This is a genomic window from Comamonas resistens (assembly GCF_030064165.1).
In the GTDB taxonomy this organism is placed as follows: domain Bacteria; phylum Pseudomonadota; class Gammaproteobacteria; order Burkholderiales; family Burkholderiaceae_C; genus Comamonas; species Comamonas resistens.
This window is the reverse complement of record NZ_CP125947.1, coordinates 1,635,200-1,660,580: the sequence shown is the minus strand read 5'-3', so window position 1 is coordinate 1,660,580 and position 25,381 is coordinate 1,635,200. Positions and strand designations below refer to the sequence as shown.

Here is a 25,381-nt window from a genome sequence, read left to right as displayed (position 1 = left end):
AACTGCCAACTGCGGGGTAATTCCGGCAGCGCCTTGATTTGCCAGGGATTCCAGTTGGCAGGGGTTTGCCAACTGCGTGTAGTTGGCAAGGACGTGAGTGCAGTTGGCAACGCTGCTGCCAACTGCCGATTGGGCAATGTTCATGAGGCCTCCGGGTCGTTCAATTCGTCGTGGTAGACCCACACGTCGGGGTTCTCGACAGGCATCGAGGCGCCGGAATGCGGGCACTTGTAATGGGTCGGGAGTACTGTGTACTCGCGCATCGGCAACTCGCCGGTGGCCGTGTCGACATCGCCCGCAGGCATGCGCAGCACCATGCCTTCGACGCAGAGATAGCCGAACTTGGTGCGGCCGCTGGACGGCAGACCGTAGTCCGCAGCGTTGCGGAAGTATTTGATGTAGCCCTGCGTCGAGAGCGCGGAGACGCGTTCGCGGATGGTGCGCTCGCCGCCCAGGCCTGCCTTGCCCTCGAAGGACTCCGCGAACTGATTGGCGGTGTAGCAGCGCCCGTTGCTGGCCTCCTCGAACAAGATCTGAAGGATGGCGTCGCGCTTGCGGCGGCGCTCGGCATCCAAGCGCTCGCCGTAGTCCTTCATCACCAGCCGCTCGTTGGCATCGACCTCGCGCCACTCGCCGTTGATCTTGTCGACGTGCCGTTGCGGGATACCCGCGCCATTGCGCAGCTCGAAGATCAGCTGGCGGGTCGTTCTGGTCTCGTCGGGCCTGAACAACAACATCCCGGTCGAGTAGTAGCCGCGCAGACTTCCCGCGCCGGCCAGTGCCTGAAACGGGTCCTCCTCAAACTGCTTCTTGCCCAGTTTCCGGGTGTGGTGCGCAAGAATGATCCCAGCGTCGGGATTGACCGCCTGGCGAATGCGCTCCACCCGCTGGGACAGGAAGAACAGCATGGCGCCGTTATCGTTCTCGCCGCCGGCGTCGCCGCCGTCGAACACATTGCGGATCGGATCGATGGCGATGATGTCGGGAGGCTCGCCGCCGAAAGCCTGCGCGATCGCCGGGATCACCTGTGCCAGTCCCGCGTCATCGAGCACCAGCCGCAACTGTGGTGTGGCGACGAAGTTGGCGCGGGCGTCCAGAAGCCGGTGGGACGGCAGGCGGACATCCTTCACGCGCTCGCGCAGGTAGTGGTACTGGACCTCGGCCTGCAGGTAGAACACGCGCAGCGGACGGGGTGGCTGCATGCCGAGGAATACAGCGCCAGCCGCCATGTGCGCCAACCAAGACAACAGGAAGTCGCTCTTGCCGACCTTGGGCGCACCGCCGAACACCAACATGCCAGCCGGCGTCAGCACGCGCGGAGAGATCAGATCGGGTGGCAGCGGTGAGTTATCGTCGAGCAGTTCGCCGAGCGTGAAGGTAGGCAGAGAAGGAGCCGCAGCCTTTACGATCCGTCGGTCACCCTGGGCGATGAATGCCGCGCAGTCGAAGCCTTCTTCGACAGCGTCTGCGGCATCCCACTTGGCCGGCTTGTCGGCGGGCGGCACCAGGATGGCCACGGATGTGCTGCCCGCCACCACGCAAGCGCGAGCCGCGCTCTCGGCGTAGTCCCAACCGGGTGCATCCCGGTCCGGCCAGATGACCACGGATTTCCCGGCTAATGGACGCCAGTCGGTTTTGTCGACTGGTGCCTTGGCGCCGTTCATTGCGGTGGTGGCGGCAATGCCGGAGGCGATCAACGCAGCCGCACACTTCTCGCCTTCGACCAGGACGACCTCTCGCGCTTTCGCGATGGCCGGTAGGTTGTAAAGCGGCCTGGGGTCGGGGGCGCGCCACATGCGGGCGCGGACATCCCAGGGGCGATATTCCTTGCCCGTCGGTGGGTCGTAGCGGTAGACGCAGGCGATCAGTTCGCCTTCGGGTGACTGATAGTCCCACTTGGCGGTGTAAGCGCCGAGTTCATCCATCGGCACGCTGCGAACATCGCGGCGCATTGGCGTGATGTTCGGTTGTGCAAGACCGAGCCACTGCCGGATCTCACCAGCGATGCGAGGGAAGTCGCTGCGGGCGGAGCGGCCCTGCGAGCGCGCCCACAGATCGATGATGTCGCCGCCCTCGTCGGTGGAGAAGTCTTTCCACAGGCCTCGCCGTGGTCCGTCCAGCTCAACCACCAGACTCTTACCCGGGTTGCCATCGACATCACCGACGTAGAACTTGCCACCCCGGATGCGCCCCTGCGGAAACAGGTAGTGGAGGACGGCCTCAAGTCGATCCAGCAAGCCAGCGCGCAAGGCATCGGTGTCAGAGGTCAGTTCGTCGCGCTGCTCGGGCGCGTCATTGAAGTCGAGCCAGATGATGTTGTCGGCCATCATGTCGAACTCCAACAGCGGTCCTGCCAGGGGCAGAACTTGCACTCGACATGCGTTGGCGTGGTCGCATGGCGCGGCAGGAGTTCCTGGCTGTCCGTTGCCGTGATGACCCGAACCGCGCGATCGGACATACGCTGCGCCAGGCCGCCGTCGAACGGAACCAGCTCGAACCAGATCTCTTCGGAGTCCTTGTTGATGGCGGTGAACAACGCCGGGTTCGCAGAGATGCCCGGAACGCTGGCCTCCATGTAGGCCTGATAGATGGCCATCTGCGCGGCATAAACCGGTTTGGATTTGCTGACGCCGTGCTTGACCGTGTCCCGCCAGGATTTGTCGTTCATGGTCTTGCACTCCCACAGGGCCGGATAGCTCATTCCTAGCGCTGCGGGACCGCCGTTCAGCACACCATCGACGTGGCCTTGGATGCGGCCGCCTGCGACGGAAAATCCGAACTGACCGCCACTGGCCTTTTGCGTGTACAGATCGAATCCGGCCATGCGCAGCCAGCGGATGGCCAATTCTTCGAGGACATGGCCCACCTCGAAGACGCGCAGAACGCGACCTGGCATGTCCCGGCCAGGATCGACCGGTGTCTGCAGATACTCGTATTGCAGCGCCCTCTCGCAGGCAACGCCCAACCGCGACGCGCCGAGATAGTTGCGCCGGGGTTGGGTGTCACGTTCGGCGCTCAGCGCGGTATCGATGAGCGCGCCGATCTGCTCGTGGATCTTGGGGCGGTGATTGAAGTCCAGCATCAGAACGGCACCCCCGTCGAAACCGATTTGCCTTGGCGGGCGAGTCGCTCCTCAAGAAAAGCGCGGTCCTTCTCCGCCATCCGCTCGTGCTCGACGAGCATGTGTTCCTGGTAGGCGGTCACCACGACGTCGATCAGCATCAGCACTTCGTCTTTGCTGTAGTCCGCCAGCGGGCGCTGCATGCCGATGGCGCCGACGTACTCTCCAAGCGGCGCCAGGCAGGACGCCATAGCAGCCAGCTCCATGTCACTCGGGTCGATCATGTGACCTCCGGTCTTTACCATGAGTCGTGAAAATGCGTTCTGGCAGCGCATGGAGCAGAACACCCATCGGTCCGAGTAACGGCGTGGATCGCTGCGCGGCAGGCGTGGATTGAAGTAGCCGAAGCCCTTGGCCTTTCGTGAGCAGACTGCACATTTCACGCGGCCTCCCGGTGGGCATCGTTGGCAGCCACCACGAGGCGCTGAATCGACGACTTGTTGAACTGGAAGGACAGCAGCGCCGAGGCTTGATAACGTGTCATGCCAAAGTCGGCGCGCAGCGCCTGCGGCAGATACTGCAGTTGCTTGGGCGTAGGCGGCTCGTTCAGCCAGCGCCGGGTCTTGTGCGCGGAATCCGCCGACTCGCGGTCGTTCAGCCAGTCATCGGCCTTGGCCATGCAGACGGTGCGGTCGCCGACGGCCAGCAAGCGTGGCTGCAGATCCTTGCCACCGCCCACGGCGTGCCAGCGTCCATTCAGGAAGAACACGCCACCCCATGCGTTGAAGCCGGTCGCCATCAGCGCGTCGTCGCAGCCGAACAGGTCGCACCAGCGGAAGTTGGATCGCTTGAGCAGATCGATCTCGGTCATCACGAAATCGGCCAGCGCATCACCTTCCTCGGCGGTCTCGTTCTCCCAGACGAATCCGCACAGCGGGCATTCGCGGCAGCCGAGCGGGAGGGTGGCTTCACAGGACGGGCAGTCCTTGGTCGGCGCTTCCCCGTGATGCTGGTGCCCGTCGAGGTTGACGTCCTGCTCCAAGAAACCGTGCATCAAGGTGGCGGTGCCGAAGTCCAGCACCACACAGTCGGTCTTGATGACGCCGGGATGATCGATAGGATCGATGGTGCGCAGGCCACGCCCGATCATCTGGGTCAGCGTCGACTTGTGCGAGCTGGGTCGCAGCAGAACAACACACGACGTAGGCGTGAAGTCGTAGCCCTCCGTGAGCACGGCCACATTGACGACCACCTGTGCGGCGCCGGACTCGTACTCTGCAAGGCGCGCCTTGCGCTCCGCATCGGACAGCTCGCCGTGCACGATCACGGTAGGCACCCCGGCGTCGTGAAATGCCTGGCGCACGCACTCGGCATGGGCAACGGTCGAGCAGAACACGATCGTCTTGCGGTCGCCGGCCTTCTCGCGCCAATGACGGATCACGGCATCGGTGATGGGCGTCTTGTTGAGAATCGCCTCGACTTCCGTCATGTCAAAGTCGGTGGCCGTGCGCCGGACCTTCGTCAACTGCTCCTGGGCCCCGACATCGATGACATAGGTGCGTGGTGGTACGAGGTGGCCGGAGGCGATCAGCTCGCCGAGGGTGATTTGATCCGCGACGTTGCTGAAGACCTCTCGCAGTCCCTTGCCGTCACTGCGGACTGGCGTCGCCGTCACCCCGAAGATTTGGGCGCGCGGGTTCTTGTCCAACACGCGGTCGATTACGCGGCGGTACGACGCCGAGGCTGCGTGATGCGCTTCATCGATCACCAGCAGATCGAGGATCGGGATGGCAGCGAGATGGTTGTCGCGCGACAGCGTTTGCACCATCGCGAACGTGGCGCGCCCTGACCAGGATTTGTCCTTGGCATCAAACACGGAGGTGCTGATGCCCGGATTCACCCGTGCGAATTTGGTCAGGTTCTGGCCAGTCAGTTCGTCGCGGTGGGCGAGTATGCAGGCTTTGGCATCTGGCTCGGCCAACAGGCTGCCGGCCACCGCCGACAGCATGATGGTCTTGCCCGACCCGGTGGGGCCAACAGACAGCGTGTTGCCGTGTTGGGCGAGAGCCGCCAGGGAGCGCTCGACCAACAGGGCTTGGCGGGGGCGAAGCATCATGGCGGCGTCCCCCTTACTGTGCCCAACTCGGGCGACCCGGCACGGAGGCACGTCCCGTAGCCTGGGCATACGCGTTCGACCCGTTGGCAGCCCCTGACACCGCAGGCTTTGCGGCCCCGCCCATGAGGGCGGCGTAGTCCTTGTGGTCGGGCGTGATCGCGGCCTTGATAACGCTCTTGTCCTGGCCGTTCTGGTCTTTGTCCCAGTCGACCTTGCCGAGAAACTCGATGCCGTCGAGGTCGGCAAACCCGCTGATGCGGCGCGCGTTTTGCGCAGCAGGACTGTTGTCGCCGGGGTGAACGCCGCGCGCGGAGTTCAGGATCGCCTTGACGAAGGTGCGGCCCATGTTCGCCCACTCAGGGCCCTTCGGGCTGTGCAGGCCGATCAGAGACCACATCTTGCGACGGGCGAACTCGCCCTCCATCACAACGAACTCGCAGTTCAGGTACACCGAGCCGGTGTTGTCGTTGCGAGTGGCGTAGCCGCCGGTCCAGCCTTGCGACGGATCATCGAAGCCACCCGGCTTGATGGTCATGCGGACGCGCACCAGCGTGCCCTTCGGGATCAGGTCGAAAGAGGTCTGTTCGGAAGCGGAATTGAAATCGAAATAGGTCATGATTAGGACTCCTGAGTGGAAGTGGATTCGGTGTTAGGGACAGGCGCGGCAGATGGCGCGGGGCGCGCGAAGTCGAGTCGCTCGGCGGCGGGCCTGGCAGGGCCGGCGATCTTTTCCATCAACCGACCGAGATGCGGTTCTTCGATCGGATCGAGCCGCCCGGAGCGGTCCTTGGCGGGGTATCCCCATGCGTTCAGCGTGTGGCAGACGAATGCGCGGTAGCTGGCGCCGTCATCGGCCTTCAGCTCGGCCAGGGTGACCACCTCATCGACGATGCCGGGCAGTTCCAGGCCGGTCTTGGAGCCGTCGATCTGCAGCGAGAACACCCGGCGATTGAAATCGTCGAGGCGCTCGTCGAGGATGCCGACGAACCAGACGTTCTTGCCGCGCGTGTGCTGCAGGTGGGTCAGCCAGGCGATCATTTCCTGGCCCATCAGCCCATACGCACCCCGACTGTCGGGTTTGCCGGTCTTCTCGGAGTAGGCCTGCGGCTGGCCTTTGCACCATTGCAGGCACAGGCGTCCGGCCACGGTGATGGAGTCGACGAACACGGTGTCGTACTTGTCCAGCACGGCTGGATCGCCGAAGCGCGCACACACAGCATCGAAGTGGGCCTGGCTGAACGGCTGGTCGTCGCGCAGCGCTGGGTTCGGTCCGCCTATGTACACCGCGAAGTCACGACACTCCTGCCAGGTGCGTGGACGGATGGTGTCGCCCGCCCAGCCCTCGACGGCCAAGTCCCCAGCCTCGAGATCGAAGAACAGCGTGGCCGTGGGTTTCAGCGTCCAGAGCTGTGACGTCTTGCCGATGCCGCTCTTGCCGACGAGCACGCCTTTCACACCACGGCGCTCGGCCAGGCGCTGGTCTGCAGTAATGATGGGGAGGCTCATTTGCCGGCCTCCTCGGCGCTGATGCTGGCGAACGCGTCAGCGACGGTGGTCACGCCGAGTGCGCCGCGCTTGCGGGCCATTTCGTACAGGTCGCGCAGACCGCTCAGACGGCGATGGATCAGACGGGATTCCAACTCCATGCCCTGGATCGCGAATGCCAAGTCATCAATGGTGGCGTCTTCGATGCGACGCACGACTTCGTCGGGGCGATTGCCGTCCAGTGCCGGGATGCGGATGTTTTCCGGCAGATCACGGAGATACATTTCCGGCTGCTTGCGCAGCAGTTCGAGCAGCGTAGGTTTGGTTTTCATGGCGATTACTCCTGAAGCAGAGCGAGACGAAAGCCCGGCTTGCCGGTCTTGAGGGTGCGTGCCGGAGCGAAGGCGCTCTTGAGCGACTCGGGCCACGCGTTGAACTTGGTTTCCGAGATCCGATAGCTGATCTCCACGTACTCGGACGGGTCGTCACCGTTGGCGGCGATGCGCCGGGTGATCTCGGCGAGCCGCTTCTGGTCCCAGTCGACTTTCTTGGGCAGATCGGCGGTGATGCGGACGTGCCCGTCGTCGAAATGGACGACGCCGGTGTCTTTGCCGGCTGCCAGGCGCAGCTGGTGAGCGCGGCCGGCGTACTTGAGGTCCAGTGCGCGATCGACGTGCTCGACGATCGCCTTGGCCATGGAAAGAAGATCAGTCGCGTCGTTTTTGAGCTGGAACAGCGATTCGCTGGCAAGCTCAGCCAGTTCACCGGCTGGGGTGGCCAATGCCTGATCGGGAGAGATACGGTTCATGCCGCACCTCCAGCATTGACGCGTTCAGAGGTGCTCTTGCGCAGGCTCTCTGCCTCGTAGGCTTCGATGTCCTCGATGCGATAGGCGACGCGACCTTGCAGCTTCAGAAATACCGGACCGATTCCCTCGGAACGCCAGCGCTCAAGCGTGGCTTCGCTGACTCCCCAGCGTTCGGCCAGTTGGCCTTGATTCAGATGTTTGACACTCACGATGCACTCCTTCTGGTTGTTGCGAATTCATGAGGTCAGTTTCGAAGTCGGCCTGTGCGGGCGTCTGCCGCCGCCATGTACGGGCTGATGTACGGGCGCAGCTTCTGCGGGGAAAAGCGGGGGCCAGAAAGCAAAAAACCGCCCGAAGGCGGTTGTGCGTGCTGCTGCCAACTGGTGGCCGGTCAATCTCGGCGGAAGCCATACTTTCCCTTCTCAGGGTTGTCGATGTAGTGCTCCCACTCCGTGTTGCCGCTGAACAGGTTCTGCATGCGCTGGCTGCGAGCGGTCTTCTTGTCGGCATAGGCTGCACCGAGAATTTCGGCAGCGGGAAGGAGCCATCTGTCGTTGATGGCCTGTTCGAACATGTAGCGGACTGCCGCAGCCTGACGCTCTCCTTTGATCGTCCAGGGCTTGGTCTTGGTGCGGATGGTCAGCGTGTTGGTGTACTCGTCGAAGTGCACCGGCAACACGGGGCGGATCGCGCCATCGGGCGAAGCGGCCAGGATGCGATGCAGGAGATCCATGTCGATGCACGGCGTGGCGACGTAGTCGACGATTGCAGCTCGTAGCGATGCGAATCGGTAACTGCGAGGTGGGCGCACAAACTGCGGCAATACACCGCCAGACGACAAGATCAGACCCTGGTCAGGAAGACTTGTCTGGCTGAAGTGGCGAAATACCTCTTCGACGGAGTGCGCCAAGCCGCGAACGAGCCAGACGTCTGTCAGCGCGGGTCCGATTCGTGCCTTCCCCAAATGCCAGAGGGCATCGTCCAGCAGCGGCGCATCGATCCCTTTTCGCAGAGCCTGCGCGATACCCAGGAGATCGGCGATGGTGCTCAGGATTGCTGCTGGTCGAACGCTGTAGACGGCGACTTCGGCGGCGGGGACAAACTTCCACCGAAAAGTCTGAGGACAGCGGTAGCGATACCGATCAGCCTGCTCATCTTCGGTCAGGTCAGCATTGACAAGTTCGTCGTCGAGCGATGCAGGGTAACTCCCGGCGTAGCCGACGCAGTCGGTCCACTGCTCCAGCAGCTTCGGCGTCAAAGATGTCCGTCCAAGGACACTCCACCCGGGCACCCCACGAAGCCGCAGTCCGTCGCCGTCGGCAATCGGCTGCCCAGACTGCTCGAACAGGTCGATCAGTTCAAGCAGCGACTGTGTCGGCAGGGGCTTCGACGACATGGCCGATCTCCTTCACAAGATGCCATTTGGCCAGCAGTCGGTCGCACAGCGCCCGGTCCTTTTCCCGCTTGGTCTTGATGTTGCACTTGTTGTCGTCACGCAGGATCACGGTAATCGTCCGTGCGCGGTCCTTGCCGACCTTTTTCAGCTTGATGGACAGCTTGGCGTAGTTGAGGTGGTGATCGCGGAAGTCGAAGGCGGGGCCGATCAACGACCGGGCGGCCGCATAGATGTCATCGACGTCCTTGGTCCAGATCTTCACCAGGAGCGACCGCCCATTTCCGGCGGCGTAACCGAGCTCGACGACCTTGACGAACGCTACCGGCTCGCCGGACAAATCGAAATTTCGCGGCGCCGCCAAGCTCTGGTAGTCGTATTGTTTGAGCGGGATCTTCTCGCCGGTGATGGGCGATTGCAGCAGGGAGTCGGCCACGATGCGCGCCAATGCTTCCCGGCCAGCCGTATCTTTCGACAGCACCTCCAGGTGCCCATTGGCCGGCTCGTATGTGATGTGCGAAGACACCGCCCGGATCACTTCCTGGGGCACCAATTCGCTCGCCTGCACGCAGTCGATGATTTCCGGTGGGCGGTTGTGATGGATGCTGATCTGGTACAGATCCACGTCCTCGCCGGTCTGCGTGTCGGGCCGCAGACGCTTGAAGATCTGGATCGCGACCGCGTCATCGGAGCACCCGAGTTGCTGGGCGACGGTTTGGTGGAATGCCGCCTTGGCCGTCGCGTCGTCGAGTACCGCCAGATTGGCAGGTGCCATGAAACCGGAGTAGCAGGAGGCGCTTTGCCGGAACACGTCGGCCTGTCGGGCGTTGAGGGCTTCCTCGAAGATCACGGGTTCATGGACGTGCAGCCACAGTGCCCGCTCGTACTGGTTCGGAATCGCTGCGAAGGTTTCCCGGGCCGCGTCATCGAAGATGTCGTCCTTAAAGCCGTCGATGACGTCCTGGCCGGCGCCGTCCGACAGCAGCACGATCCGTTCGGCCACTTCTTCGATCCGCTGCCGCTCGCCCACCCCAAGAGCCGCGAGCACAGCCTCCATCTGCTCACGCTGTTCTTTCTTGGGCTTCTTGGCGTCCGCGTCCGGCATGGCCAGGCCGAATTCATCCACCATAAATTCACGGAACACCGCCGGTGGCAGGTGGCCCAGGAGCTTGCTCAGGTTTTCTGCATCGTTCATCTACATACCCCTCAAAGGTTTGGATCGGCTTGGTATCAGCCTCGACGGCCCCTTCTTCTTGTTGGGGTGTGCAGACCGATGAAGTTCGGTGTACCGAACGATTTAGATTGTCGCGGAGCGGTTATAGGTTTGTCAAGCAGGTACGAATTCGTTCGGTACAGTGGTATTATTTTAGGATTGAAGCCAACAAATGAGGAAATACCGGTGCCATCGCCCCTGGGGGACAAGATCCGCGCACTGCGGAAGCAAAAGAAGCTCAGCCTGGAACAGTTGGCCGAACTGACCGACTCCAGCAAGAGCTACATCTGGGAACTGGAAAACAAAGACGACCCAAAGCCATCGGCCGAGAAGATCGGCAAGATCGCCGCCGTCCTCGAGGTCACCACGGAGTTCCTGCTGACCGAGTCGGCAACCACCCCGGACGAGGAAGTGCTCGACGAGGCCTTCTTCCGCAAGTACAAAACCATGTCGGAGCCGGACAAAAAGAAGATCCGCAAGATCCTCGATGCCTGGGAAGATGAATGACGGAGGCGAAGAAGCCCATGGCCGAGGCCAATCGCATCTCGTCCATGCTCAACACGGTGCTCGGTGCGGATCGTTTTCCGGTCAAGGTTGACGAGCTGGCGCTGGAGTATTCCCGCCAGTGCTTTTCAGACTCGCCGATCGACAAGGTCCAGGGCGAAGATCTCGACGGTTTCGATGGTCTGCTGAAAGCCAATAAGGCGCGCTCGAAGTGGCTGCTCCTATACAACAGTGCCACCCCTTCGGAGGGCCGCAAGCGCTTCACGATCGCGCATGAGTTCGGCCACTACATCCTGCACCGCCACCAGCGGGACCTATTCGAGTGCGGCGACGGCGACATCGAAACGGGCGACAACAACGAGCGCGACATCGAGTCAGAAGCGGACTTGTTTGCTTCGACCCTGCTGATGCCGCTGGACGACTTCCGGCGCCAGGTGGATGGGCAGTCGATCAGCTTCGATCTGCTGAGTCACTGCGCGGATCGCTACGGCGTTTCGCTGACGGCTGCAGCCTTGCGCTGGACCGAAATCGCCCCGAAGCGCGCCGTGTTGGTGGCCAGCCGTGATGATCACATGCTGTGGGCCAAGTCGAACGAGGCGGCACTACGGTCCGGCGCTTACTTCGCCACCCGCAAGAACACCATCGAGTTGCCTCGACAAGCGTTGGCTCACAGCTACAACGGCTGGGATGCAGGCGATCAACAGACGGGCCGAGCACAGGACTGGTTTCCACGCGAACCCACCAGCATGCCCGTCACTGAAATGACCCGGGTGGCGGGGCAGTACGACTACACTCTGACGCTGCTGTTGATGCCCGACGCCGAATGGCAACGGCCTCGGCATGATGATGAAGAGGCAGAGGAGGATACCTTTGATCGATTCATCCGCAACGGCCAGTACCCTGTGCGATAGATCATGAGGAATTGGTCGTGAGCGCGCACAAATGGCAGTTCAGTTCCCGCTTCCGTCGTCACGCCTTCGGCTGGCGATCCGATACGCCAATTCAGCGTATCAAGGAAGCCCTCGCGGAAATCAAGCAGGTCGCGCGCAAGGAGCCGCTGCTCGCAGCCGAGGGTGCGGTGCAACTCCTCGAAAAGTTGTCCCCGGCGCTCGAGCAGGTTGATAGTTCCTCGGGTGCCCTGGGCTCGGCGGTCAATAAGGCCATCGACGCACTGGTGCCGATCATTGCCAAGGCCGATGTCGAGCCGAAGCTGCGACTACGCTGGCTCGGACGCTTGTGGCAAGCGCTGCAGGAAGACGAGATACCCTACATCGAAGTGCTCGGCGATTACTGGGGAGAGTTATGCGTGACGCCGGAACTGGCGTCGCACTGGGCCGATGAGTTTTTGCCGGTCGTCGAGAGCGTGTGGAGCCCGAAGGCTTCCGGACATGGATTTTTCAAAGGCACCAGCGCTTGCCTAGCATCGATGTACGCGGCGGGCCGCCACCAGGAACTGTTGGCGTTACTCGACAAGGCGCGGTTCAAGTGGTGGCACGATCGGCGCTGGGGCGTGAAGGCATTGGCAGCGATGGGCAGGAAGGCGGAGGCGATCCGCTATGCCGAGGAGTCGCGCGGTCTCAATGATCCTGGCTGGCAGATTGCCCAGGCCTGCGAAGAAATCCTGTTGTCCTCGGGCTTGCTCGACGAGGCCTACCGCCGCTACGCCATCGAGGCGAATCAGGGCACAACGAACCTGGCGACGTTTCGCGCCATTGCCAAGAAGTATCCCCATAAGCAGCCGGAAGAGATCCTACGCGACCTGGTAGCCAGCACGCCTGGCGCCGAGGGCAAGTGGTTCGCCGCTGCCAAGGATGCGGGTTTGTTCAATGCGGCGATCGAGCTGGGCACGCGCAGCCCGACCGATCCACGCACGCTGACGCGCGCTGCCCGTGACTACGCCGAGAAGCAGCCAGCATTCGCGCTCGCCGCAGGCCTCGCCGCGTTGCGTTGGATCTCTCTTGGACACGGCTATGAGATCACCGGCGCTGATGTGCTCGATGCTTATTCGGCAGTCACGCAGGCGGCGGAGAACGCTGGGTTGCCAACCCAGCAGGTCAACGAGCAGATCCGGGACATGATCGCCAGCACCCAGCCAGGCAATTCGTTGATGAAGACCATCCTCGCCCGTCATCTGGCGAGCTAAAAGGGACCTGCTTTTCGCAGCAACCCGCATCGGTTCGCACGGCTCCGAAACTCCCTCATGGTGTCGGCGGCAGTCCATCCGGACAATTTCACTGCATGTGAGTTTGACCGAGAGGACCGCCACCAATGCATCAAATCAACCATTTACCACCGGAGCGGATGACGCCGGAGCAGCGTCGCCACGAGATCGCGTCGTTGCTGGCCAACGGCCTGGCACGCCTGCGTATCACCGGCACAGAGCAGTCCGCAGCCAGGGCAGAAGCGAGCGAGTTTGAGCTTGGCTTCTCTGGCAACCAGCGCGTTCATGCAGACCCCGTCAACAAGATAACTACGGAGTCCAAATGAGTACACAAACACCATTATTTTCCACGCCGCCGTCGGTGGCGGCGCAGATCGCCAGGCTGCCCGAGATGCCGATGGCAGAGATCCGGGCACTCTGGCAGAAGCTGGTCGGTGGCGACACACCCACCCACAACCGCCAGTTCCTCGAACGCCGGATTGCCTACCGACTGCAGGAGCTTGAGTTCCGCAAGGTCAACGCCAATCTGCTGGATCGCAATCAGCGTCGCATCCAATCTTTGGTCGAAACTGGCAAGGTGAAAAAGCGCGACCGCGACTACCGTCCGGCCGCAGGCACGGTGCTGGTCCGTGAATACAAAGGCGTCGAGTACCGCGTGATCGCGACCGCCGACGGCCAATATGACTTCCAGGGCCGCATGTGCCCGAGCCTCTCGATGATCGCCCGCGAAATCACCGGCATGCGCTGGTCGGGGCCACTGTTCTTTGGGCTCAAGCCGCCATCCAATGCCAAGACCAAGCCCGCCACCAAGAAGAGAGGTGGTCGATGAGCGAAGTCTTGAAGCGCCGCATGCGCTGCGCGGTCTACACGCGCAAATCCACCGATGAAGGGCTGGACCAGGAATACAACTCCATCGATGCTCAGCGCGATGCCGGTCACGCCTACATCGCCAGCCAGCGCGCGGAGGGTTGGATTCCGGTCGCCGACGATTACGATGATCCCGCCTTTTCTGGCGGCAACATGGAGCGCCCGGCGCTCCAGCGCATGATGGCGGACATCGAAGCTGGCAAGATTGACGTGGTCGTCATCTACAAGATCGACCGCCTGACGCGTAGCCTGGCGGACTTCTCCAAGATGGTCGAGGTGTTCGAGCGCTACGGCGTGTCGTTCGTGTCGGTCACCCAGCAGTTCAACACTACGAACTCGATGGGCCGGTTGATGCTGAACATCCTGCTCTCCTTCGCGCAGTTCGAGCGCGAGGTCACTGGCGAGCGCATCCGCGACAAGATCGCCGCTAGCAAGCGCAAGGGCATGTGGATGGGCGGCGTGCCGCCGCTGGGCTACGACGTCGAGAACCGGCGGTTGGTGCCCAACGAGCGTGAGGCCAAGCTGATCCGGCACATCTTCCAGCGCTTCGTCGAACTCGGGTCCAGCACCGCACTGGTTAAAGAGCTAAAACTGGATGGCGTGACGTCGAAGGCGTGGACCACGCAAGACGGTAAGACCCGCGATGGCAGGCCGATCGACAAGGGTCACATCTACAAGCTCCTGAGCAACCGAACCTACCTTGGCGAGTTGCGGCACAAGGACCAGTGGTACCAGGCCGAGCATCCGCCCATCATCAGCCGCGAACTGTGGGACAGCGTCCACGCGATCCTCGATACCAACGGCCGGGTGCGGGGCAACACGACGCGGGCCAAGGTTCCCTATCTACTCAAGGGCATCGTGTTCGGCAACGACGGCCGTGCGCTGTCGCCGTGGCACACCACCAAGAAGAATGGCCGACGCTACCGTTACTACGTGCCCCAGCGCGACGCCAAGGAACACGCGGGCGCCTCGGGTCTGCCGCGACTGCCTGCCGCAGAACTCGAATCGGCGGTACTCGATCAACTGCGCGCGATCCTGCGTGCCCCGAATCTGCTCGGCGACATGCTGCCACAGGCGATCAAGCTCGACCCAACGCTGGACGAGGCCAAGATCACCGTGGCCATGACCCGACTCGACGCGATTTGGGATCAACTGTTCCCGGCGGAGCAGACCCGGATCGTGAAATTGCTGGTCGAGAAGGTGATCGTTTCGCCCAATGACCTCGAGGTGCGATTGCGCGCCAACGGCATCGAACGCCTGGTGCTGGAACTGCGTCCCGAGCCGGTCGAGCAACAAGCGGAGGCGTTGGCATGAGCGACATCCGCATCCAGAAAACTGGCGAGCCGGACATCGTTGAGGCGAGTGATGGCCGGCTAACTGTGTCTGTGCCGATCCAGATCAAGCGGCGCAGCGGCCGCAAGCTGGTCACTCTCCCGAACGGTGAGACTGCACCGGTCAGACCATGGGACGTGGCACCGACCTCCATTCAATTGGCGCTGGCCAGGGGTCACCGCTGGCTGGCGATGCTGGAATCGGGGGAAGCGAAGTCCTTGAAAGAAATCGCCACGCGGGAGGGGATCGACAACAGCTACGTCAGCCGGATGGTCAACCTGACCACGCTGGCACCCGACATCGTGGCGGCCATCCTGGACGACGAATTGCCGAACCACGTCACGCTGTTTGATCTGGCGGTTGATCCGCCAGCGCTGTGGGATGAGCAGCGGGAGAGAGTCGGACTCTGAGGTGGAGACACCACCTCAGCTCAACATGCCTTTGAGATCCTTGAGCATCAGGAACAGATGGTACGGATCAGTCGGGCTGGGGTCGAATTCCCACGATTCGTACCACTGCCGTGCTGCGTCGTCCTTGGCATGGACCAACAGGCAGCGGATACCCGCAATGTCGGCGGCCTGTGCGGTGCGCAGCAGTGCATCCTTGAGCAAGGCCTGGCCCAGACCTTTACGCTGATGCTCCTTGTCCACGGCGAGCCGGGCCAGGATCATGACCGGCACCGGGTGGCGCGCCAGCCCCTTCATCACTCTCGACGGCGTGGCTTCCGGATCGACGCTACCAACGGCTAGGCTGTAGAAGCCGACCACCACGTCACCCTGGCAGCAGACATAGGTCTGCGCGCTGTTGGCCTTCTGGTTGACGAGCGCGTAGCGCTGCAGGAACTGGTTCAGCGCGGCCTGGCCGCAGTCGAACGCATCGACCTGATCCGTTGCAGCCAGCTTGCGAACGGGCGAGTAGTCATTGCTCAATCCAGCACCCCAGGTTCACGCAGCAACTTCTTCAGACGCGGCTTGCTTTGCACCGGGCGGTCCAGCGCCTCCTGGAAGGCCTGCCACTGTGTGTCGTCCAGCACGAACTGGCGACGATCCGCCAGCGTCTGCGCGGCCGCCGTCACGCCCGCGTCGAGCAGGAACTCGCTGACGTTCTTGTGGCAGGCGCGTGCGGCTTCTTGAAGCAGCTGCTTGACCGGCGTGCTGGCACGAACGTCAATGCGTTCGGTCTTGGAAAGATTCAGGGTGCTCATGGTGCCCCTCCGGACTGATATTGGATTCCTTTATTGTACTCGTCCGGACATTGTCCTGACAATAGGTTCCTTATCTTAGCCACCATCCAAGCACGTACTTTCGCGTTGCGACATGTCGGTAGTTCTCGATAACTACCGACGAAACGCACCCGCAGCGTGTCCTTCGCCACCCGATGCTGCAATCCAACCGCTTGATTCGTCCGCGCGTAACCCTTTGATCTGTATGGCGCTGACTTGTGGCCCTTGCGGACTTCGGGCAACTTTCAGGGAGCGAGGTCGGAGCGAGGAATGGCTAAGAGAGAGTGGAATGTGGCCCGGAACGGGCTGGGAGGCTGACCGGCGAAGTCCGCAGGCTTCCGCAGGAGCCCCCAACAACACGCGGGAACCGGCGCGATCGGGCAAGAAAAAACCCCAACCGAGAACGGTTGGGGTTTCATTATTGGTGGAGCTGGCGGGAATTGAACCCGCGTCCGTAAGCCTTCGTCGGACAGATCTACATGTTTAGTGCTCTGTTTTAGATCTCGCCACCCAAACCCCGCAGGCACACGCTGCTTGGGTAGCCAGCTTCCTTAAATCTCGCCAAATACCAAGAAGCCCGGTATCCAGCCAGCTAATGTAAATTCCCTTGCAGCCGGGAGGTATTGCTACCCCCTTGCCCAGCCCACTAGCGTGCTGTTGCAAGGCTCACCGGATTAAGCGGCGAGTGCGAAACGTTCGTCGTTTGCAGTTAGTTTTTTGAATGGAGATTTACGAGCATCACTCAAGCTCGACATGCACCGCACCGATCCCGAACCCACGTCGAAACCAGGACAGCCCCTTGGTAGTTATTTTAGCCTCTTCCCAGCAGTTTCAAAAGCTCAAGGGGCGAATTGATGTGTGCATCAGCCTCCCAATGACTTGTATCAGCCTTCAAGCCCAGATAACCGTAGCAAGCCGCAACCGTTTTCATGCCCGCAGCACGACCCGCCTGCATGTCACGCTCATCATCTCCAACATAAATGCAGCGTTCAGGCGCAATATTCATGCGTCTAGCAGCCTCCAGCAATGGTTCAGGGTGAGGCTTGGAATAAGGCGTGGTGTCGCCACTGACCACAGTTGCTGCACCTGCAAACAAGGGCATCTGCTGGGTCAGCGGATCGGCAAAGCGCATGGGCTTGTTGGTGACAACCCCCCATGTCAGTGGCGCAGCCTGCAAGGAATGAATCATTTGCACAACACCTTCAAAGGCATATGTGCGCTCCGTCATGCATCGCTCATAGTTGCGGAAAAATTCCTCCCGCATCTCGGCAAAGCCATCAGACTCTGGCGTCATGCCAAAGGCAATGCCCAGCATCCCACGAGCACCGGCTCCCGCCATATGACGGTAGGAAGCCAAAGACAGTGATGCCATTCCACGGTCTACACGCATCTTGTCCGCCGCAGCCCCCAAATCCGGTGCGCTATCGATCAAGGTACCGTCCAGATCAAACAGTACCGCTTGCACATGATTCCACATGAACATCACTCCTGGGGGCGGCGCGTGGCCAACATGTAATTGACCGATGTGTCATTGCTGAGCCAATAGCGACCTGTCACCGGGTTGTGCTCAAGCCCTTTGCTACCCTGCACATCCAGCCCGGCATCACGAGCAAATCGCGCCAGTTCGCTGGGGCGCAGCAACTTGGCGTATTCATGAGTGCCCTTAGGAATCATCTTGAGCACATACTCGGCCGCCACAATGGCCAACCCGAAGGCCTTGGCATTGCGATTGATCGTGGAAAAGAACACCCAGCCACCAGGTCTGACCAAGGTCGCACAGGCTCTCACGATGGATGAGGGATCGGGCACATGCTCGAGCATCTCCATGCAAGTCACCACATCAAAGGACGCGGGCCGCTCCTGCGCCAGCTGCTCGACGCTGACCTCGTGGTATTGAATATTGGGGGTCCCAGTCTCCAGCGCATGCAGCTGCGCAACACGCAGTGCCTTGGTTGCCAGATCCACTCCCATGACCTCCGCGCCTTTGCGCGCCATGGAGTCCGCCAGGATGCCACCACCACACCCCACATCCAGTACGCGCTTGCCTTGCAACGGAGCCTGCCCGTCAATCCACTCCAGCCGAAGCGGATTGATCTGATGCAAAGGCTTGAATTCACTCTCGGGATCCCACCAGCGGTGGGCCAGACTGGAGAACTTCTCCAGTTCTGCTGGGTCGGCATTGATCGTGTTGGTCATGGGTTCAATTGTCGGCGATTACGGCAACGACTCGTGCATAAAAAAAGCCCCGTTACCGGGGCTTTCTTGTGTAGCAATCGAAAGATTACTGAGCAGCGCGAGTGCCCACCACTTCAATTTCCACGCGACGGTTCTGGGCGCGGCCAGCAGCAGTCTTGTTGTCTGCCACGGGCTGGGTCTTGCCCTTGCCTTCGGTGTACACGCGGCTCTTTTCGATGCCCTTGGACACCAGATAAGCCTTCACAGCTTCAGCGCGACGCACGGACAACTTCTGGTTGTAAGCAGCAGAGCCCACGGAGTCAGTGTGACCCACGGCAATGATGACTTCCAGGTTGATGTCCTTGATCTTGCCGGTCAGGTCATCCAGCTTGGCCTTGCCTGCGGGCTTCAGCACCGACTTGTCGAAGTCGAAGAAAGCGTCTGCAGAGTAAGTAACCTTGGAGGCCACAGCAGGCTGAGGAGCAACGGGAGGAGCAACAACAGCGGGAGCAGGAGCAGCAACTTGAGCCTTCAGTGCACCGTCGCAATCAACAGCGGCAGTTGCAGGGGTCCAGTTGGCATCGCGCCAGCACAGTTCGTTGGTGCCGTTCTTCCACACCAGCTCGCTGGTGCCGTTTTGCCAGTTGTCGATGACGTTGCCGCCGTTTGCAGCCTTAACTTGTGCGCCGGCGGCCGTCACGAGGGCAGCAGAGGCAAACAACATCGCCACTTTGTTCAGTTTCTTCATGGTTCTCCTCTTGGGGAAAAAGCCGCAGCAAGGCTGCGAATCTGTGGACGTCATTAGTGACCATCACCAAAAACGTTGAAACGATTGTGCCATACGTAACATGCAAGAGTGTTGTCAACTAGGCACCAACAAGTAGGACAGCTGCGTAATTCCTGAGTTATGTTGCTCTGCTGCCACACGTCATTCGACCTAAAATGGTCGTTTTCCAGCCGTCAAAGTATCACTAGACATGACCCAGTTTGCTAAAGAAACTCTGCCCATCAGCCTTGAAGAGGAGATGCGTCGCAGTTATCTCGATTACGCCATGAGCGTGATCGTGGGCCGGGCGCTTCCTGATGCGCGTGATGGCCTCAAGCCCGTGCACCGCCGCGTTCTGTACGCCATGCACGAACTCAATAACGACTGGAACCGCCCCTACAAGAAGTCGGCGCGTATCGTCGGTGACGTCATCGGTAAGTACCACCCTCACGGCGACATCGCGGTCTACGACACCATCGTGCGTATGGCGCAGGACTTCTCGCTGCGCCACATGCTGGTCGATGGTCAGGGCAACTTCGGCTCGGTGGACGGCGACAGCGCCGCTGCCATGCGTTACACGGAAATCCGCCTCTCCAAGATCGCTCATGAAATGCTGGGCGACATCGACAAGGAGACGGTGGACTTCGGCCCTAACTACGACGGCTCCGAGCAGGAGCCGCTGGTGCTGCCAAGCCGCCTGCCTAACCTGCTGGTCAATGGCTCCTCGGGTATTGCCGTGGGTATGGCCACGAATATCCCGCCGCACAACCTCAATGAGGTAGTGGACGGCTGCCTGCATTTGCTGCAGAACCCCGAAGCTTCCATCGACGAGCTGATGGAGATCATTCCCGCACCGGACTTCCCCACGGCCGGCATCATCTACGGCATCAACGGCGTCAAGGAAGGCTATCGCACCGGCCGTGGCCGCGTGGTGATGCGTGCCAAGTGCCACTTCGAGGACATCGACAAGGGTCAGCGTCAGTCCATCATCGTTGACGAGCTGCCCTACCAGGTCAACAAGAAGACGCTGCAGGAGCGCATGGCCGAGCTGGTGCACGAAAAGAAGATCGAGGGCATCAGCCATATCCAGGACGAGTCGGACAAGTCCGGCATGCGCCTGGTGATCGAATTGAAGCGCGGCGAAGTGCCCGAGGTGGTGCTCAACAACCTCTACAAGCTGACCCAGCTGCAAGACACCTTCGGCATGAACATGGTGGCCCTGGTCAACGGCCAGCCCAAGCTCTGCAACCTGAAGGATCTGATCCAGGTCTTCCTGGAGCACCGCCGCGAAGTGGTGACCCGCCGCACCGTGTTCGAGCTGCGCAAGGCGCGCGACCGCGGCCATGTGCTGGAAGGTCTGGCCGTCGCACTGGCCAATATCGACGACTTCATCGCCATCATCCGCAACGCTCCCACACCTCCCGTGGCCAAGGCCGCGCTGATGGAAAAATCCTGGGACAGCAAGCTGGTGCGCGAGATGCTGACCCGCACCCGCACCGATGGCGGCGTGGTCAATGCCGACGACTATCGCCCCGAGGGCCTGGAAGTCGAGTTCGGCATGCAGAGCAACGGTCTGTACCGCCTGTCCGAAACCCAGGCCCAGGAAATCCTGCAGATGCGCCTGCAGCGCCTGACCGGTCTGGAGCAGGACAAGATTGTGGCCGAGTACAAGGACATCATGTCGGTCATCGAAGACCTGCTGGATATCCTGGCCAAGCCCGAGCGCGTCTCCATCATCATTGGCGAAGAGCTGAACGCCGTGAAGGCCGAGTTCGGCCAGTCCAAGAAGGGCGAGCGCCGCTCCACCGTCGAGTACAGCGCGCAAGACCTGTCCACCGAAGATCTGATCACGCCCACCGACATGGTGGTGACGCTCTCGCACACCGGCTATATCAAGAGCCAACCCTTGAGCGAATACCGCGCGCAAAAGCGCGGCGGGCGTGGCAAGCAGGCCACGGCCACCAAGGAAGACGACTGGATCGACCAGCTCTTCATTGCCAACACACACGACTATCTGCTGTGCTTCTCCAACCGCGGCCGCATGTACTGGCTCAAGGTCTGGGAAGTGCCTTCGGGCTCGCGCGGCTCGCGCGGCCGCCCCATCGTCAACATGTTCCCGCTGCAGGACGGCGAGAAGATCAATGTGGTGCTGCCGCTCACGGGCGATAACCGCAGCTTCCCCGAAGATCACTACGTCTTCATGGCCACCAGCATGGGCACCGTCAAGAAGACGGCGCTGACCGAGTTCAGCAACCCGCGCAAGGCCGGCATCATTGCCGTGGGTCTGGACGAAGGCGACTTCCTGATTGGCGCGGCGCTGACGGACGGTGCGCACGATGTGATGCTGTTCAGCGATGGCGGCAAGGCGGTGCGCTTCGACGAAAACGATGTGCGCCCCATGGGCCGCAATGCACGCGGCGTGCGCGGCATGAACATCGAGGAGCACCAGAGCGTGATTGCCATGCTGGTCGCCGAAGCCGACGACGGCACGGGCAACGTGGCCGAAGGTTCGCAAAGCGTGTTGACCGCCACCGAAAATGGCTATGGCAAGCGCACGGCCATCAGCGAGTACACGCGCCACGGCCGCGGCACCAAGGGCATGATTGCAATCCAGCAGTCCGAACGCAACGGCAAGGTCGTGGCTGCCACCCTGGTGGCGCCCGAGGACGAGATCATGCTGATCACCGACACTGGCGTGCTGGTGCGTACCCGCGTCGCGGAAATCCGCGAACTGGGCCGTGCCACGCAAGGCGTGACGCTGATCAACCTGGACGAAGGCGCCAAGCTCATCGGTCTGCAGCGCATTGTGGAAAACGATGCGAATGATGCAGGTGGCGAGAACGCCGACGGTGCAGAAGGCAACGAGGCAGGCAGCGATGCCGCAGAAGGCTCTGCCGAGTCCGGCGACGCTTCCTAAGCTGCGGCCCCCAGTCGCCACGGGCCTGCCCACTTGCCCGTGGCGCAATGTTTTTGATAGCTGAGAGCGCAAGCTACACAAGCGCCTTCACATGTTTTGAGCGTAAATCTGATGAACCGCCCTTTTAACTTCTCCGCAGGCCCCGCCGCCATCCCTGAAGAAGTGCTGCAGACCGCAGCCGCCGAAATGCTGGACTGGCAAGGTTCCGGTATGGGCGTGATGGAAATGAGCCATCGCGGCAAGGAATTCATCAGCATTTACGAGGCCGCCGAAGCCGATCTGCGCGAGCTGCTGGCCGTACCTGCCCACTTCAGGATTCTGTTCATGCAGGGCGGCGGCATTGCCGAGAACGCCATCGTGCCCATGAACCTGTCGCGCGCCGGCGTGGTGGATTTTGTGGTCACCGGCAGCTGGAGCCAGAAGTCGGCTCAGGAAGCGGCCAAGTACGCCAGCGAATCGCATATCGCCGCCACGGCCAAGGAAAGCGCCTACACCACGATTCCCGCGGCCTCGTCATGGCAGCTGAGCCGCGGCGCCAGCTATGTCCATATCTGCAGCAACGAGACCATCCATGGCGTGGAATTCCAGGAACTGCCCGACCTTAAGACCCTGGGCTCGGATGCCCCGCTGGTCGTGGACTTCTCCTCGCATGTGGCTTCGCGCTCCATCGACTGGAGCCGCGTGGGTCTGGCCTTTGGCGGCGCTCAAAAAAACATCGGCCCTGCCGGCCTGACCATCGTCATCGTGCGCGAAGATCTGCTGGGTCACGCCCTGCCCATCTGCCCCAGCGCTTTCGACTACAAAATCGTGGCCGACAACGGCAGCATGTACAACACGCCTCCAACCTGGGGCATCTATATGGCCGGCCTGACCTTCAAATGGCTCAAGGAGCAAAAGGAAGGTGATCTGACTGGCGTGGCCGCCATGGAGGCGCGCAATATCGCCAAGGCCAAGCTGTTCTATGACTATGTGGACCAGTCGCGCTTTTACGTGAACAAGGTGGCGGAGAACTGCCGCTCGCGCATGAACATTCCGTTCTTCCTGCGCGACGAATCGCGCAACGATGCCTTCCTGGCCGGCGCCAAGCAAGCCGGCCTGCTGCAGCTCAAGGGCCACAAGTCCGTGGGCGGCATGCGCGCCAGCATCTACAACGCCATGCCCATTGAAGGCGTGCAGGCGCTGATCGCCTATATGCAGGATTTCGAGCAGCATCAGGCCTGAGCCGTGCCCTGCGCCAAGCATCGCACCGATTGAAAAAGATGAGCTGCTGACGCTTACCAGCCAATGAATTTCACCATTTATGAGATTGAAATCATTGCGGGATAAGCGCCAGCAGCTACAAGAACCGAGGATTTCATGAGCCAAGACCCCCAAGCCAGCCCCGAGTTGCTGACGCTGCGCAACCAGATCGACTCGCTGGATCGCCAGTTGCTGGAACTGGTCAACCAGCGCGCCCATGTGGCTGAACAGGTGGGCGAACTCAAGAAGAAAGAAGGCTCGGCCTTCTTCCGCCCGGACCGTGTGGCCCAGGTGATCGAGAAGATCAAGTCCAACAACCCCGGCCCCCTGAAGGGCGCCCATGTGGCCGCCATCTGGCGCGAAATCATGTCCGCCTGCCTGGCGCTGGAATCGCCCCAGCGCGTGGCCGTGCTCGGCCCTGCCGGCACCTTCTGCGAAGAAGCGGCGATCCAGTACTTCGGCGGCGCGGCCGACCTGATGTACTGCAACAGCTTCGAGGAAGTCTTTCATGCCACGGCCGCCGGCAGCGCCCAGTACGGCGTGGTGGGCGTGGAGAACTCCAACGAGGGCGTGGTCACACGCTCGCTGGACATGTTCCTACACACGCCATGCCATGTGGTCGGCGAAGTCAGCATGCTGATCCGCCACAACCTGATGCGCACCAGCAACACGCTGGATGGCGTCGAAGTCGTGGCCGCCCATCCGCAAGCCCTGGCCCAATGCCAGGGTTGGCTGTCCAAGCATCTGCCCCATGCCGAGCGCCGCCCCGTGGAAAGCAATGCCGAAGGCGCACGCCTGGCCGCCCTGCATCCCAATTGGGCAGGTATCGCCGGCGAACGCGCGGCCCAGCAGTTCGGCCTGCACATCGTCAGCCATGCGATTCAGGACGACGCCTACAACCGCACGCGCTTTGCCGTCATCTGCCTGCCCCATACGCTGGCCACGGCCGCCCCCAGCGGCCATGACTGCACCAGCCTGGTGGTGTCCGTGCCCAATATCGCTGGCGCCGTGCATGACCTGTTGGTGCCACTGAAGAAACACGGCGTGTCCATGACGCGCTTCGAGTCACGCCCCGCGCGCACCGGCCAGTGGGAGTACTACTTCTATATCGACATCGAAGGCCATCCGGCCCAGGCCAATGTGGCCGCCGCACTCGATGAGTTGCGCAGCCTGTGCGCCTTCTACAAGGTGCTGGGCACCTACCCTGCGAGCAAGTGATGGCAACTCAGCAAGTGCAGCCCTTCGAGCAACTGGGCTTGATTGGCTGCGGCCTCATGGGCGGCTCGTTTGCGCTGGCCCTGAAAAAAGCGGGCCTGGTCAAGCGCGTGGTGGGCTATAGCAAATCCCCCTCCACCACCGAGCGTGCCCGGCAGATGGGCGTGATCGATGTGGAGGCCCCCTCGGCCCTGCTGGCCGCCGCCGGAGCCGATCTGGTGCTGCTGGCCGTGCCCGTGGCCGCCACCGAAGCCACGCTCAAGTCCATCAAGCATCTGGTCACGCCCCAGATGATGATCATGGACGTGGGCTCGACCAAGGTCGATGTGGTGCAAGCCGCACGTTCGGCGCTGCGCGACCAGATCGGCAGCTTTGTGCCCGCCCACCCCATCACCGGCAAGGAAGTGGCCGGCGTGGAGCATGCCGACGTCAATCTGTACCGTGGCGCGCAGGTCATTCTGACGCCCACCGAGCGCACGCTGACGGCCCATCTGACCAGGGCCCAGGCGCTGTGGCAGGCACTGGACTGCAACGTCAAAGCCATGTCGCCCGAAGCGCACGACAGCGCCCTGGCCACCGTCAGCCACCTGCCCCATCTACTGGCTTTTGCCATGATGCAAAGCGTGCTCAACCAGCCCAATGCCGATGAGGTCCTGTCGCTGGCCGGCCCTGGCTTTCGCGACTTCACCCGCATCGGCGCCGGCGACCCCAAACTCTGGCGCGATGTGCTGCTGGCCAACCGCGAACAGGTGCTGGCCCAGTCGCGCAACTTCCGTCAGGCACTGGAGCAGCTTGAAGCTCTGATGCAGGCCGATGACGGCCAGGGCCTGCAAGACCGGCTGACGCTGGCCAGCGCGGCCCGCGCCCACTGGAAAATGGGCACCAAGCGCAGCAGCTGAATCTGAAA

General features: G+C 61.8%; 27 protein-coding genes and 1 other RNA gene. 11 read left to right on the top strand and 17 right to left on the bottom strand.

Features of this window, described 5'->3' with window-relative positions; all coding sequences use genetic code 11:
- Positions 1-140: 140 nt before the first annotated feature.
- The 11 genes from QMY55_RS07685 to QMY55_RS07635 form a co-directional block, all read right to left on the bottom strand.
- The gene (locus QMY55_RS07685; RefSeq protein WP_283488048.1) at positions 141-2,330 is read right to left on the bottom strand and encodes an AAA family ATPase; all 2,190 of its coding nucleotides are present in this window, start codon (positions 2,328-2,330) and stop codon (positions 141-143) included.
- Positions 2,327-3,082, bottom strand: coding sequence for a PD-(D/E)XK nuclease family protein (locus QMY55_RS07680; protein WP_151022100.1), 756 nt, complete (start codon positions 3,080-3,082; stop codon positions 2,327-2,329). Before QMY55_RS07680 ends, QMY55_RS07685 begins: the two co-directional genes overlap by 4 nt.
- Complete coding sequence (locus QMY55_RS07675) at positions 3,082-3,345, bottom strand: DUF6511 domain-containing protein (RefSeq protein WP_239901896.1); 264 nt, start codon at positions 3,343-3,345, stop codon at positions 3,082-3,084. Before QMY55_RS07675 ends, QMY55_RS07680 begins: the two co-directional genes overlap by 1 nt.
- A 155-nt stretch (positions 3,346-3,500) precedes the next feature.
- Positions 3,501-5,177, bottom strand: coding sequence for a DEAD/DEAH box helicase (locus QMY55_RS07670; protein WP_283488047.1), 1,677 nt, complete (start codon positions 5,175-5,177; stop codon positions 3,501-3,503).
- A gap of 13 nt (positions 5,178-5,190) precedes the next feature.
- The gene (locus QMY55_RS07665; RefSeq protein ID WP_151022093.1) at positions 5,191-5,793 is read right to left on the bottom strand and encodes a hypothetical protein; all 603 of its coding nucleotides are present in this window, start codon (positions 5,791-5,793) and stop codon (positions 5,191-5,193) included.
- A 2-nt stretch (positions 5,794-5,795) separates the two neighbouring features.
- A complete protein-coding gene (locus QMY55_RS07660) occupies positions 5,796-6,683 on the bottom strand; it encodes an ATP-binding protein (protein ID WP_283488046.1) in 888 nt (295 codons plus the stop codon).
- Complete coding sequence (locus QMY55_RS07655; protein ID WP_283488045.1) at positions 6,680-6,994, bottom strand: hypothetical protein; 315 nt, start codon at positions 6,992-6,994, stop codon at positions 6,680-6,682. Before QMY55_RS07655 ends, QMY55_RS07660 begins: the two co-directional genes overlap by 4 nt.
- 5 nt (positions 6,995-6,999) lie before the next feature.
- Positions 7,000-7,470, bottom strand: a complete 471-nt coding sequence (locus QMY55_RS07650) for a hypothetical protein (RefSeq protein ID WP_151022087.1) — start codon at positions 7,468-7,470, stop codon at positions 7,000-7,002.
- On the bottom strand, positions 7,467-7,679 hold the full coding sequence (locus QMY55_RS07645; protein ID WP_151022085.1) for a helix-turn-helix transcriptional regulator: 213 nt from the start codon (positions 7,677-7,679) through the stop codon (positions 7,467-7,469). The genes QMY55_RS07650 and QMY55_RS07645 overlap by 4 nt, the downstream gene beginning before the upstream one ends.
- 182 nt (positions 7,680-7,861) lie before the next feature.
- Complete coding sequence (locus tag QMY55_RS07640) at positions 7,862-8,866, bottom strand: hypothetical protein (protein ID WP_283488044.1); 1,005 nt, start codon at positions 8,864-8,866, stop codon at positions 7,862-7,864.
- Positions 8,829-10,058, bottom strand: a complete 1,230-nt coding sequence (locus QMY55_RS07635) for a hypothetical protein (RefSeq protein ID WP_283488043.1) — start codon at positions 10,056-10,058, stop codon at positions 8,829-8,831. The genes QMY55_RS07640 and QMY55_RS07635 overlap by 38 nt, the downstream gene beginning before the upstream one ends.
- Before the next feature lie 204 nt (positions 10,059-10,262).
- Here QMY55_RS07635 and QMY55_RS07630 point away from each other — a divergent pair, with 204 nt between their 5' ends.
- The 7 genes from QMY55_RS07630 (at position 10,263) to QMY55_RS07600 (ending at position 15,350) form a co-directional block, all read left to right on the top strand.
- Entirely contained in the window at positions 10,263-10,583 is a 321-nt protein-coding gene (locus QMY55_RS07630) for a helix-turn-helix domain-containing protein (RefSeq protein ID WP_151022080.1), read from the top strand.
- A gap of 17 nt (positions 10,584-10,600) precedes the next feature.
- A complete protein-coding gene (locus QMY55_RS07625) occupies positions 10,601-11,491 on the top strand; it encodes an ImmA/IrrE family metallo-endopeptidase (protein WP_249041645.1) in 891 nt (296 codons plus the stop codon).
- A gap of 17 nt (positions 11,492-11,508) precedes the next feature.
- A complete protein-coding gene (locus QMY55_RS07620) occupies positions 11,509-12,723 on the top strand; it encodes a hypothetical protein (RefSeq protein WP_151022076.1) in 1,215 nt (404 codons plus the stop codon).
- A 125-nt stretch (positions 12,724-12,848) separates the two neighbouring features.
- Positions 12,849-13,067 (top strand): hypothetical protein, encoded by a 219-nt coding sequence (locus QMY55_RS07615; protein ID WP_283488042.1) that lies wholly within the window; start codon positions 12,849-12,851, stop codon positions 13,065-13,067.
- Positions 13,064-13,570, top strand: a complete 507-nt coding sequence (locus QMY55_RS07610) for a DUF2924 domain-containing protein (protein WP_222228008.1) — start codon at positions 13,064-13,066, stop codon at positions 13,568-13,570. The genes QMY55_RS07615 and QMY55_RS07610 overlap by 4 nt, the downstream gene beginning before the upstream one ends.
- Positions 13,567-14,922: a recombinase family protein gene (locus QMY55_RS07605; RefSeq protein WP_283488041.1), complete on the top strand. Its 1,356-nt coding sequence runs from the start codon at positions 13,567-13,569 to the stop codon at positions 14,920-14,922. Before QMY55_RS07610 ends, QMY55_RS07605 begins: the two co-directional genes overlap by 4 nt.
- Positions 14,919-15,350, top strand: a complete 432-nt coding sequence (locus tag QMY55_RS07600) for a LacI family transcriptional regulator (protein ID WP_283488040.1) — start codon at positions 14,919-14,921, stop codon at positions 15,348-15,350. Before QMY55_RS07605 ends, QMY55_RS07600 begins: the two co-directional genes overlap by 4 nt.
- 15 nt (positions 15,351-15,365) lie before the next feature.
- Here QMY55_RS07600 and QMY55_RS07595 read toward each other — a convergent pair whose 3' ends face one another.
- The 6 genes from QMY55_RS07595 to ompA all read right to left on the bottom strand — a co-directional run bounded on the left by QMY55_RS07595 (position 15,366) and on the right by ompA (position 19,085).
- Positions 15,366-15,869, bottom strand: a complete 504-nt coding sequence (locus QMY55_RS07595; RefSeq protein WP_053821302.1) for a GNAT family N-acetyltransferase — start codon at positions 15,867-15,869, stop codon at positions 15,366-15,368.
- Positions 15,866-16,144, bottom strand: a complete 279-nt coding sequence (locus QMY55_RS07590; RefSeq protein WP_029577227.1) for a type II toxin-antitoxin system TacA family antitoxin — start codon at positions 16,142-16,144, stop codon at positions 15,866-15,868. Before QMY55_RS07590 ends, QMY55_RS07595 begins: the two co-directional genes overlap by 4 nt.
- A gap of 440 nt (positions 16,145-16,584) precedes the next feature.
- Positions 16,585-16,961, bottom strand: a transfer-messenger RNA (tmRNA) gene (gene ssrA, locus QMY55_RS07585).
- 12 nt (positions 16,962-16,973) lie between these two features.
- A complete protein-coding gene (gene gph / locus QMY55_RS07580; protein WP_283488904.1) occupies positions 16,974-17,639 on the bottom strand; it encodes a phosphoglycolate phosphatase in 666 nt (221 codons plus the stop codon).
- Between the two features lie 5 nt (positions 17,640-17,644).
- Positions 17,645-18,358, bottom strand: a complete 714-nt coding sequence (gene ubiG, locus QMY55_RS07575; protein WP_283488039.1) for a bifunctional 2-polyprenyl-6-hydroxyphenol methylase/3-demethylubiquinol 3-O-methyltransferase UbiG — start codon at positions 18,356-18,358, stop codon at positions 17,645-17,647.
- 85 nt (positions 18,359-18,443) lie between these two features.
- Positions 18,444-19,085 carry an outer membrane protein OmpA gene (gene ompA, locus QMY55_RS07570; protein ID WP_283488038.1) on the bottom strand — a complete coding sequence of 214 codons (642 nt, stop codon included), beginning with the start codon at positions 19,083-19,085 and terminating at the stop codon, positions 18,444-18,446.
- Between the two features lie 229 nt (positions 19,086-19,314).
- Between ompA and gyrA the strand changes: the two genes are divergently transcribed.
- From gyrA to QMY55_RS07550, 4 genes are all read left to right on the top strand, one after another.
- On the top strand, positions 19,315-22,020 hold the full coding sequence (gyrA, locus tag QMY55_RS07565; RefSeq protein WP_283488037.1) for a DNA gyrase subunit A: 2,706 nt from the start codon (positions 19,315-19,317) through the stop codon (positions 22,018-22,020).
- 111 nt (positions 22,021-22,131) lie between these two features.
- Positions 22,132-23,241 carry a 3-phosphoserine/phosphohydroxythreonine transaminase gene (serC, locus tag QMY55_RS07560; protein WP_283488036.1) on the top strand — a complete coding sequence of 370 codons (1,110 nt, stop codon included), beginning with the start codon at positions 22,132-22,134 and terminating at the stop codon, positions 23,239-23,241.
- 135 nt (positions 23,242-23,376) lie between these two features.
- A complete protein-coding gene (gene pheA, locus QMY55_RS07555) occupies positions 23,377-24,477 on the top strand; it encodes a prephenate dehydratase (RefSeq protein ID WP_283488035.1) in 1,101 nt (366 codons plus the stop codon).
- A complete protein-coding gene (locus QMY55_RS07550; protein WP_283488034.1) occupies positions 24,477-25,373 on the top strand; it encodes a prephenate dehydrogenase in 897 nt (298 codons plus the stop codon). The genes pheA and QMY55_RS07550 overlap by 1 nt, the downstream gene beginning before the upstream one ends.
- The last annotated feature ends 8 nt before the right edge of the window (positions 25,374-25,381 follow it).